General features: G+C 61.5%; 9 protein-coding genes. 3 read left to right on the plus strand and 6 right to left on the minus strand.

All coding sequences use genetic code 11. The features are described 5' to 3' along the window. Nucleotides 1–50: 50 nt before the first annotated feature. Together HMPREF0178_RS09590 and HMPREF0178_RS09595 are read right to left on the minus strand one after the other, a co-directional pair. The gene (locus HMPREF0178_RS09590) at nucleotides 51–1,349 is read right to left on the minus strand and encodes a (Fe-S)-binding protein (RefSeq protein WP_009733248.1); all 1,299 of its coding nucleotides are present in this window, start codon (nucleotides 1,347–1,349) and stop codon (nucleotides 51–53) included. Between the two features lie 3 nt (nucleotides 1,350–1,352). Then, entirely contained in the window at nucleotides 1,353–2,738 is a 1,386-nt protein-coding gene (locus HMPREF0178_RS09595; RefSeq protein ID WP_005028364.1) for an FAD-binding oxidoreductase, read from the minus strand. Nucleotides 2,739–3,068: 330 nt separating this feature from the next. Here HMPREF0178_RS09595 and HMPREF0178_RS09600 point away from each other — a divergent pair, with 330 nt between their 5' ends. Together HMPREF0178_RS09600 and HMPREF0178_RS09605 are read left to right on the plus strand one after the other, a co-directional pair. After that, a complete protein-coding gene (locus tag HMPREF0178_RS09600) occupies nucleotides 3,069–4,697 on the plus strand; it encodes a bifunctional ADP-dependent NAD(P)H-hydrate dehydratase/NAD(P)H-hydrate epimerase (RefSeq protein WP_009733249.1) in 1,629 nt (542 codons plus the stop codon). Next, a complete protein-coding gene (locus HMPREF0178_RS09605) occupies nucleotides 4,687–5,511 on the plus strand; it encodes a VanW family protein (RefSeq protein ID WP_009733250.1) in 825 nt (274 codons plus the stop codon). The genes HMPREF0178_RS09600 and HMPREF0178_RS09605 overlap by 11 nt, the downstream gene beginning before the upstream one ends. A gap of 182 nt (nucleotides 5,512–5,693) precedes the next feature. On the opposite strand, the gene HMPREF0178_RS09610 is transcribed toward HMPREF0178_RS09605, so the two are convergent. The 4 genes from HMPREF0178_RS09610 to HMPREF0178_RS09625 all read right to left on the minus strand — a co-directional run bounded on the left by HMPREF0178_RS09610 (nucleotide 5,694) and on the right by HMPREF0178_RS09625 (nucleotide 10,103). Then, nucleotides 5,694–7,406, minus strand: coding sequence for a 30S ribosomal protein S1 (locus tag HMPREF0178_RS09610; protein WP_009733251.1), 1,713 nt, complete (start codon nucleotides 7,404–7,406; stop codon nucleotides 5,694–5,696). Nucleotides 7,407–7,773: 367 nt separating this feature from the next. Then, nucleotides 7,774–8,241, minus strand: coding sequence for a ribonuclease HI (gene rnhA, locus HMPREF0178_RS09615; protein ID WP_009733252.1), 468 nt, complete (start codon nucleotides 8,239–8,241; stop codon nucleotides 7,774–7,776). 183 nt (nucleotides 8,242–8,424) lie between these two features. Further along, nucleotides 8,425–9,051, minus strand: coding sequence for a dTMP kinase (gene tmk, locus HMPREF0178_RS09620; protein ID WP_009733253.1), 627 nt, complete (start codon nucleotides 9,049–9,051; stop codon nucleotides 8,425–8,427). Continuing rightward, nucleotides 9,036–10,103, minus strand: a complete 1,068-nt coding sequence (locus HMPREF0178_RS09625) for a 3'-5' exoribonuclease YhaM family protein (protein WP_009733254.1) — start codon at nucleotides 10,101–10,103, stop codon at nucleotides 9,036–9,038. Before HMPREF0178_RS09625 ends, tmk begins: the two co-directional genes overlap by 16 nt. A 189-nt stretch (nucleotides 10,104–10,292) precedes the next feature. On the opposite strand from HMPREF0178_RS09625, the gene HMPREF0178_RS09630 reads away from it, so the two are divergent. Further along, nucleotides 10,293–10,637, plus strand: a 345-nt coding sequence (locus HMPREF0178_RS09630; RefSeq protein ID WP_009733255.1) for a 5'/3'-nucleotidase SurE, incomplete at its 3' end; no start/stop codon positions are given.

Below are 10,637 nucleotides of genomic sequence, written 5' to 3' on the forward strand. Positions count from 1 at the left end.
CGGACAGGGGGTCAAGGGGGGCGGTAGCCACCCTTGCCGCCGGAGGCAGTTTACTTCAACGAGTCGGCATAGATTTCGATCGTGTGCTTGACGGTCACGCTGTCGCCGTTGTGGGCGAGCATGTCGGAAAGCTGCATCATGCAGGCGGGGCAGCCGGTGGCGACCACTTCCGCACCGCTGGAGACGATGTTGTCGCGCTTGCGCTGACCGATTTTGCGGGACAGATCGTAGTGGGAAAGCGTGAAACTGCCGCCGCAACCGCAGCAACGGTCGGCTTCCTTCATCTCCACGAGATCGTAATCCGGGTTCATGCGGATAAGTTCACGGGGCTGCGCGCTGACGCCGAGAGAGCGGAGCAGGTGGCAGGACTCGTGATAGGTCACCTTGGTCTGGCCGTGGCGCCCGGACGCGCGGGGCTTCACCTTGAGCACATCCACGAGGAAAGCGTTGATGTCCATCGCCTTCTGGGAGAGCTCATTGATGGCGTCGCGGTACTTGTAGGGCATTTTGCCCGCCATCTTGGGCCACAGGGACCGGATGGTTTCCGTACAGGACGAGCAGGGCGTGACGATGAGATCGAAGGAGCCTTCCTTCAATACGTCCACGTTGTGCATGACCATCTTTTCGAAACCTTCAAGGTCGCCGGACGAGAGGGCGGGAATGCCGCAACAGGAATAGTTGGTAGGCAGATAGACGCCGACTTCGTGGTAGTCGAACACTTTGAGGCAGGCTTCGGAAACGTTGGTGAAGATCTTGTCGCCCATGCAGCCGGGGAAGAAGGCCACCTTGCAGCGGCTTTTCCCGGCGGGGGAGTTCACCGCGCCGATCTTGGCGCTGAGGGTCTGCTTGGCGAGGGGCTGCATGTGGCGTTCGCCGAGGAACGGACGCAGCAGCGGGGAACACGTGGCGGTGCCCTGCGCGTTGTTGTCGTCGCGCATGGCCAGCCCTTGGAACGGAGCGCCGATCTTCAGCAGGAAGCCGAACAGTTTCGGATTCGGCAACAGGGTGCGGAAGATGGCCTTCTTGAGGGGCGAAAGGCCTTTATAGGCCGCAACGATGGCGCGGGCCTCCATGAAGATTTCCAGAATGGAAACGCCGGAAGGGCAGTTCGCCTGACAGGAGCCGCACAGGAGGCAACGATTGAGTTTTTCGTTGACCGCGTCCGGGTCCTCAATGAGACGGTGAGCCAATTTTTCCAGCAGCGTGAGCTTTCCGCGGGTTACGTCGGCTTCCATCATGGTTTCGCCGAAAACGGGACACACGGACTGGCACATGCCGCATTTCATGCAGGCGGCGAGCTTGTCGTCAAGCGCCATGAGGGCGTTGGCGAGAAGGGTCAGCTCATCCATGATTTAAACTCCAACCAGCTTGCTGGGGTTGAACAGGCCCTTCGGGTCGATGGCCTTGCGCAGGCGGCGCGAGTACCCGATGGTGCCGCGTGAGGTTTCCTTTTCCAGCCACTTCTGCTTGGCGGTGCCGATGCCGTGTTCGCCGGAAAGGGTGCCGCCCATTTCGATGGTGGTGTTGAAAAGTTCGTCGACGGCGCGTTCCACGCGTTCGAATTCGTCCTTGTCGCGCTTGTCGCACATGAAGGTCGGGTGCAGATTGCCGTCCCCGGCATGGCCGAAAGTGCCGACGGTGAGATTGTACTTTTCGCCGAGGCCCTTGATGACTTTCATCATGGCCGGGATCTTGGAGCGGGGCACGGTGGCGTCTTCAAGGATGGTCGTGGGCTTGAAGCGGGCCAGGGCGGGCAGGGCCTTGCGGCGGGCTTCCCAGATCCGGTTCTTTTCCTCGGCGTCCTTGGCGACGACGATCTGCGTGGCGCCGCTCTTCTTGAGCTGTTCCTCGACGATGAGGGCTTCATCGGCGACCTGACCGGCATGTCCGTCCACTTCGATGAGGAGGATGGCCTGCGCGTCGCGGGGAAGGCCGATCTTCACGTCGTCCTCGACGAGGTTGATGGTCATGTTGTCCATGAATTCCAGCGTACAGGGCAGGATGTGGGCGGCGATGATGCGGGCCACGGCTTCGGAAGCCTTCTGCACGTTGTCGAACACGGCCATCATGGCCTTGGAAGCTTGCGGCGGGGGCACGAGTTTGAGGATGGCGCGGCTGATCATGCCGAGGGTGCCTTCGGAACCCACGAGCAGGCCGCCGAGGTTGTAGCCGGTCGCGCACTTGACGGTGCGGGAGCCGCTTTTCACCAGTTCGCCGGTGTGGTCATAGAATTCGAGGCCCATGACGTAATCTTTGGTGACGCCGTATTTCAGGCCACGCAGGCCGCCGGCGTTTTCCGCGATGTTGCCGCCTATGGTGGAGACGGCCTGTGAACCCGGATCCGGGGGATAGAAGAGGCCCTTGGAAGCCACGGCGGCGGCGAACTGGGCCGTCACAACGCCGGGCTCGACGATGGCGAAGAGGTCTTCTTCATTGATCTCGATGATCTTGTTCAGTCCTTGCGTCAGGATGACCACGGATTTGTCGGCGTCGGGCACGGTCCCGCCGCTGAGGTTGGTCCCCGCGCCGCGGATGGTCATGGGCAGACCGTTGGCGTAGCAGCGCTCAATGAGGGCGCCGAGCTGTTCGGTGGAGGTGGGGCGCAGGACAAGGCCGGGAACGACCGAGGGCAGCACGGCGGCATCATAGGCGTAGCTCTGCCTGTCCGCTTCGCTGGTGAAGACGTTCTCTTTGCCGATGAGGTTTTCGAATTCCTTGACGAGGGATGCACTGGGCATGATTTCCTCCGGATCAAATGGTGAGGGGGCTGTATGTGAGGGACCGCGAGGCCCGGATACAGTTCGCACAGGAAAGACGGGGTTCTGGCGACAGCAGCTCCCGGCTGCCTCATAAGGCTCCACCGGATGTTGAAAAGGGAATCCGGCGTGATATTCACCATTACTGTATGTCTGGGGGAAGGTCAAATAGTGAAGGGTTTCACGCGTAGGTTTTATCCTGTTACCGTCCCTCGTTAGGGCCGCTTGACCCCTCGCTTTCCGGCCCGTAAGACAGAAGGAAAAACGGCCCGCGCGTTCTTTATGGCAGCCGGGCCTTCGGGAGGTTTTCGTATGTTCGCACCGCTTCCCGCTCCGGCGGAAATGTCCGGTTGGGATCGGGCCGCCATTGATTTGGGTTTGCCCGAACTGTTGCTGATGGAAAACGCCTCCCGCGAGGCCCTGCATGTGCTTTCGGCTGAAACGGGTCATATGCCGGGCAAGCGCGTCCTGTTGTTCATGGGCGGCGGCAACAACGGCGGGGATGCCGCTTGTCTTGCCCGGCATCTGCACGACGGAGGCGCCGAGGTGCTTGTGCTGCATACCCGGCCTTTGGGGGCCTACCGGGGCGTGACGGGGCAGCATGTGCGGCTGGCCCGGCGTTGCGGCGTGGCGTTTGCCCCGGCTGCGGGCTGGCCCGAAAAATACCGCAATACGCCGTGGGATGTATATGCCGACGCTTCCGTCTGCGAGAGGGGCGGCCCGGACATCGTCGTGGACGGGATACTCGGCACGGGCTTTTCCGGCAGCCTCAGGCCGCTGGAGCTTGAGCTGGTGGGCCGGATCAACGCGCTGGAGCAGCGGGCATTCATTTTTTCTCTGGATATCCCGTCCGGCCTTTCCGGATTGACCGGGCGTCCGTGCCCCGTCGCCGTGCGCGCGCACGCCACAGTGACCTTCGAGGCGGCGAAGCCCGGCCTTGTCCTGCCGGAAGCCGCGCCGTACACGGGCAGGCTGCACATCCGGCCCATCGGCATTCCGGCCGTGGTGCGGAGGGCGCATCCCGCTTCCTGTCAGATGATCACGAAAGCCATTGCCGGAGCTTTTCCGGAAGCCGCTCCGGGGTGGCACAAGGGGACCGCCGGGGCCATTTTGATCGTGGGCGGTTCGGAAGGGCTTACGGGCGCGCCGCATCTGGCCGCCCGGGCCGCCTTGCGTGCCGGAGGCGGGCTGATCAGCGTCGCTGCTCCGCACGGTTTGTGCCGGGACATCAAGGCGGACTGCCCGGACATCATGACCCGTGCCCTCGGCCCTGCGGGGAACGTGCGGTGGAGCCCGGCACTGCTTGAGGAGCTTTTGCCGTTCCTGCGCCAGTGCGGGGGGATGGTGCTGGGGCCGGGCATCGGGCGCGAGCCGGAAACGGCGGCATTCGTGCAGGCCCTGTTGATGTGCCCCTCGCGCCCGTCCGCCGTGGTGGACGCGGACGCGCTGCACGCGCTCGCCATGCATCCCGAGGCGTTGTCTTCCCTGCGGGCCTGTGACGTGCTGACCCCGCATCCCGGCGAGGCGGCAACCTTGCTGCATACGACGCCCGCGCTGGTGCAGGCGGACCGCTTCGCGGCGCTGGCGGGGCTGCGGCGTCTGGCCCCTTCCGTGTGGATTCTCAAGGGCGCGGGGACGCTCATCGGCACGGCGGGCCAGCCCGTGACCATCGCCCCCTACGCGGAGCCCAATCTGGCTGTGGGAGGCTCAGGGGACGTCCTTTCCGGCTGCCTCGGAACGCTGATGGCGCAGACCGCCGCGCACCCTTCCGAGGGCTGTGAAAGCTCCAGTTTCCTTGCCGCGTGCATGGGAGTCTACCTCCACGCACGCGCAGGCACGCTGTTGCGGGATGTGTTCCCGCAGCGGGGCAATTCGGCGACGGAGATCGCGGAGATGCTGCCGCGGGCGCGGATCGGGGAGGCGGCGGGCGATGGCGCGTAAGCTGTTTTGTGAACTGTGCCCGCTTACATACGAACTTTCGCGCTGGAAGGGCATTGCGCTCCGGCATTTGCAGGATTTGCGCTGCTCCAGCCCCTTTGCCCGGTCGCGGCGGGAAGAGCCGCTTCCGGTACTGGCATATCGCCATGCCTCGCTCATCCGGCGGCGGCTCGGCAACGTGGACATGCGGCTCCAAGAAAACAAGGCCGTCAATCTGCGGCTTGCCGCGCCGAAAGTGTCGGGCGTGCTCATCAGGCCGGGCGAAGTTTTTTCGTTCTGGCGGCTCGTGGGAGCGACCTCGGTGCGGAAGGGCTACCGCGAAGGGCTCATGATCAAGCGTGGGCAGCCGTCTCAGGGCATCGGCGGCGGATTGTGCCAGTTCACCAACCTGCTGCACTGGCTGGCGCTCCATTCCCATTTGCGTATCGTGGAGTACCACCATCATGATGGGGTTGATCTGTTCCCCGACTGCGGAAGGCAGATCCCTTTCGGGATCGGCACGTCCATTTCGTACAACTACCTGGATTACCGCTTCCAGAACCCGACGGGGACGACGTTCCAGCTTCTCGTCTGGACGACGGATACGCATCTGTGCGGTGAGTTGCGCGCCGACGTGGAGCTGCCGTTGTCATGGCACATCAGAAGCGAGGAAGAAGCCTTTGTCCGGGATGGCGATCGGGTATACCGGAACAATGTCATTGTCCGCGAGTGCGTGGACAAGAGGAGCGGCAACCTGCTGTCGCGCGAAACCCTCAAGCGGAACCATGCGCTGGTGCTGTATGAGGTGCCGGAAGATCGGATTATGGAAGAGAGCTGAGGGAAGGGCGCGGGCACCGTTTTCTCCCCCAAGCCGACTTGGGGGGAGGAAGATCGGGAGCGCATCTGTTTTGCAGGGAGACGCACAAACCGCTTTCCGGATGTCTTCTCCGGGAAAGAAGAAGCCCGGCACCATAAGGTGCCGGGCTTCTTTTATTTGCTGTCGGCTAAGCCGCGAGCGGCCTAGTTTTCGGACTCTTCAAACTTCTGCTTGAGGAGGTCGCCGAGGCTCTGGCCGGCTTCGGGGCCGGAGCGGCTGTATTCGCGGGGCTTCTTGCGTTCTTCCTCGTCCTTGAGCTGCTTGATGGAGAGGCCGAGGCGGCGATCTTCAGCGCTGACGTGAATGATCTTGGCCTGGATTTCCTCGCCTTCCTTGTACAGTTCGGCGGGGGTCTTCACCTTCTTGTTGCTCAGTTCGGACACGTGGACGAGGCCTTCGATGCCTTCTTCCACTTCAACGAACAGGCCGAAATCGGTGATGTTCGTGATGGTGCCCTTCACGAGGCCGCCCACGGGGTAGGCGGTGGGAACGTTGGTCCACGGATCTTCGGTCAGCTGCTTGATGCCGAGGGTGAACTTTTCGCTTTCCTGATCCACGGTCAACACCTTGGCCTGCACGGTGTCGCCGACCTTGAAGAGCTCGTTGGGATGACGGATCTTCTTGGTCCAGCTGATGTCGGACACATGGATGAGGCCGTCGATGCCGTCTTCGATGCCGATGAACATGCCGAATTCGGTGATGTTCTTGATGACGCCTTCAAGGATGGTGCCTTCGGGATACTTTTCGCCCACGAGTTCCCACGGATTCGGCTTGATCTGCTTCATGCCGAGGGAGATGCGCTTCTTCTCGGGATCGACGCCGAGGATGACGACTTCAACTTCGTCGCCCTGACGGACCATCTGGGAAGGATGGCGGAGCTTGCGGGTCCAGGACATTTCGGAGATGTGCACGAGGCCTTCGACGCCGGGTTCCAGCTCGACGAACGCGCCGTAATCAACAAGGTTGGTCACCTTGCCGTTGTGGCGGGAAGCTTCGGGGAAGCGGGCGGTGATGTCCTGCCACGGATCGGGCACGAGCTGCTTGAGGCCGAGGGAAACCTTCTGGTTGTCCTTGTCGAAGGAGAGCACCTTGAGTTCGAGATCCTGACCAAGCGTAACCATTTCGCGAGGATGGCGGATACGCTTCCAAGACATATCGGTGATGTGAAGGAGACCGTCGAGGCCGCCGAGGTCCACGAACACGCCGTATTCGGTGATGTTCTTGGCCTTACCGGTAACGACCTGACCTTCGGCGAGGGTCTGGAGGAGATCCTGACGCTTGGAGTCGCGTTCTTCTTCAAGCAGCACACGGCGGGACACGATGACGTTGCTGCGACGACGGTTGATCTTCAGCACGCGGAATTCGTATTCCTGGTTCACCAGAGCGTCCATGTCCGGCACGGGGCGCAGATCCACATGGGAACCGGGGAGGAACGCTTCCACGCCGCCCAGATCCACAGTGTAACCGCCCTTGATGCGGCGCATGATACGGCCCTTGATGACGCCGTTCTTTTCCTGCACGTCTTCGAGCTGATCGAAGAGCTGCATCCGCTTTGCTTTTTCGAAGGACAGGGTGATGGTGCCTTCCTGTTCGTTCTTGCGAGCGACGAAGACGTCCACACGGTCGCCCACCTTCACAACGAGATTGCCTTCGGCATCCCGGAATTCGGCGGTGGGGATCTGACCTTCCGATTTGAAATTCACGTCAACAAGCACATTGTCGTCATCCACGCGGACAATTTCGCCCTTGACGATGGTTCCTTCCTCGAGATCACCGAAGTCGGTGCTGAGGTAGTCTTCCAGCGCGCTTTCAAAATTAAATTCCGCGTCCATACCGTGGTTTTCCATGGTTTCCATTAAACAGCCTCCAGGCCACATCAATTTCCCGCATATTCTGCAGGTCGTCATCCATAGCAGGAATCGTTTTGTCTGGCAAGGGCTACCCTTACGTGAAGAAAAGAGCATTTCGCGGGATCGCCGCGTTTTCTGTCCGTTTATGATAAAGAGGCCTGAGAAGAAAAAAATCTGAGGGGACCTTTGAAAAAGTGTCCCCCCAGCATTTTTACCGGCATTCAATCAGCGGATATTGTGTGGCGGCGCTTTCGGAGCGGCGGAGAGATACAACAGGCATTGGGAACATCGCCCTGAAAATGGAAGAGCCGCCGTCCCAACAAGGTAGAGTGAACCCTTTTTGAAACGGTGCCTCTTTCAGCGTCAAAACGCTTTATTCCGGCTCGTACCCCGTGTCCTCCGGCAAATCATGACGGGCGGACTGGCTGCGGGCAAGCTCGTCGCAGCGCTCGTTCTCGGCATGGCCGTTGTGTCCGCGCACCCATTCCAGCGTGACGCTGTGGCGGTCGAGCTGGACTTGCAGGCGCTCCCAGAGATCACGGTTCTTGACCGGTTTCTTGGCGGCGGTCTTCCAGCCGTTTTTCCGCCATCCCGCGAGCCATTTTTTTTCCACGGCATGGCGTAGGTACTGAGAGTCAGTGTACAGCGTGACCACGCACGGCTCTTTCAACTCTTCGAGCCCCGCGATGGCCGCCATGATTTCCATACGGTTGTTCGTGGTGTGCGCGTAGCCGCCGGAGAGTTCTTTTTCATGGCCTTCGCAGCGAAGAATGCAGCCCCAGCCTCCACGACCGGGGTTGCCGAGGCATGAGCCGTCCGTAAATATCGTTACATTTCGCATAGCTTCTCTTTTTTGGGTACAAGACAGGGCCGCTGGCCGGAAAGGAAAGAATCCACCGGCCCGAACCCGCCATCGACCCATACAGACGTCTTTGAAAGGAAAGGGAAGGGGGCGTGGGGAGGGGAAGGAAAACGTGGGGGATCTCCCCTTCTTGAGAGCGTTTCCCTTCTCCATCCCCACATGTTATTCAAACATATCGATATTTGCCAAAGCCTGATGCATGAGGCCTTCCGGAGAATCGGCGGCGTCGAGGACGATGATGCGCTTGGTGTTGTGGGCGGCCCAGAGCTTGAATCCTTCCCGGATGCGGGTGTGGAAAGGCATCTGCTCGGCTTCGAAACGCCCCTCTTTTTCGGAGAGGCCCAGCTCCGCGTTGCGGCGGCGTGCACGTTTCAGCGCATCGGCGGGGTCCATGTCGAGCACAAAGGTCCTGTCGGGCCAGAGGCCGCCTATGGCCACGTCGTTGAGCGAGCGCAGTTTTTCGATGTCGAGGCCGCGCCCGTAGCCCTGATAGACCACGGTGGAGTCCGCGTAGCGGTCGCAGAGCACCACTTCGCCGCGTTTCAGCGCCGGGCGGATGACCTCCGCGACGTGCTGCGCCCGGTCCGCGAGGAACAGGAACAGTTCCGCCTCAGGGCAGATTTCCGTTTCCGGATTCAGGAGCATCTGGCGCAACTCCCGGCCCAGCGCGCACCCGCCGGGCTCGCGCGTCACCAGCACCTCATGGTTCAGGGTACGGAACACGTCGGCGAGGTTCTCAATGAGCGTGGTTTTGCCCGAGCCTTCAATGCCTTCTAGAGTAATGAACACTGGTTCAACCTTGGGGCTTCGGGTTCCGCCGCCGTGCGCTTTGAAGTGTGGGGCTTGCGCGATTCGGTTTCCGGGGTTTTGGGGGCTAGGAACAATTGGCGCTCCAGCGATTTCTGGTAGGGCGACCAGCCGCTTTCGCCGTCTTCGAGTTCCCCGAACAGGCTCCGGCTCTGGGTGATCTTGGCGTCGATGTTGTCCGCGTAGTGCAGGGCGAAGGCTTCGGCCGTTTGCGGCAGGCGCGGCGAACCGTACTCGTACAACCCGTGGTGGCTCAGGATAAGATGCTGGAAATGGAGGATCAGCTCCTCGTTGAGCCCGGATTTGGCGAGATGGCGGTCAAGCTTTCCGAGGCACAGATTGATGTGCCCGACCAGCCGCCCGGCGTCGGTGTAGTCGTTGGCGAGGCCGCCGGAGAATTCCCATATTTTGCCGAGATCGTGGCAAATGGCTCCGGCGAGCAGCGTCTGGCGATCCAGATCCGGGTAATGGTCGCAGAAGCGCAGGCACAGCGTCGCCACCGAAAGCGTATGCTCAAGCAGCCCGCCGACCCATGCATGGTGTACGCTCTTGGCGGCGGGGGCGGTGAGCAGCGGGACGCGGATGGCCTCGTCCTCAAGGACGGACAGGATGAACTTGCGCCACGGCTTGTGCGTGAATTCCTTGCGACAGATGGCTTCGAGCTCGTCGAGCATCTCCTGCGGCGGGCGGCTGCTGGAGGCCATGAAGGCGGACGTGTCTACCGAGGCCGTTTCTTCCGGGGAGAGCACGCGCAGCGCGTTGACATTCACCTGCAATTTGTCGCGGAAGCTTTCGGCGCGGCCTTCCACTTCGGCGATGACGCCGGAAGGGATTTCCGTAAACTGCTGGCTGAGGGGGCTCCAGATCCGGGCCTCAAGATCTCCGGAGGCGTCTTTCAGCTCAAGCCGCCAGAACGGGCCGTTCTTGGCTTGCAGCTGCGACGCCGAGCCGATGAGGTACAGCGCTCTGATTTCGTCTCCGGGAGCCACGTCTTTGGCCCACCGGCGGTCGGGCGCGGATTGTATTTTCTGCATATTCAACCTACAATAAAAAACTGTGCGATCGGTTTTCCGTGCGGAAAGCATCGCCGTACAGTCGGAATGTTTGGCGGGAGTTCACCCGTTTTCGTCTGTGTTGTCAACAGAAAGCCTGCGGGCCGTCCGGGGTCCGGCTTTCCGTCTGTTTCCTATGGGAAAACTGTTTTTGCTGTTTCGGGAGGTTGCGTGCGTATCTTGCTTTCCAACGATGACGGCATCCACTCCCCGTGTCTCCGCGCGCTGCACGACGCGCTGTGCGAGGCCGGGCATGAGCTTGATGTGGTCGCCCCGCTCACGGAGCAGTCGGGCGTGGGCTGTTCCGTCACCCTGCACAATCCCTTGCGCCTGTACCCGGTGCAAGAGCCCGGCTTCAGCGGCACGGCGGTCGCGGGGACGCCCGTGGACTGCGTGAAGCTCGCCCTGACCACGCTCCTGCCGCAGCCGCCGGATTTGGTCGTCGTGGGCATCAACAACGGCGCGAACAAGGGGGTGGACGTCTTTTACAGCGGGACCGTTGGCGCGGCGACCGAA

Source organism: Bilophila sp. 4_1_30 (assembly GCF_000224655.1).
GTDB classification, from domain to species: Bacteria; Desulfobacterota; Desulfovibrionia; order Desulfovibrionales; family Desulfovibrionaceae; genus Bilophila; species Bilophila wadsworthia.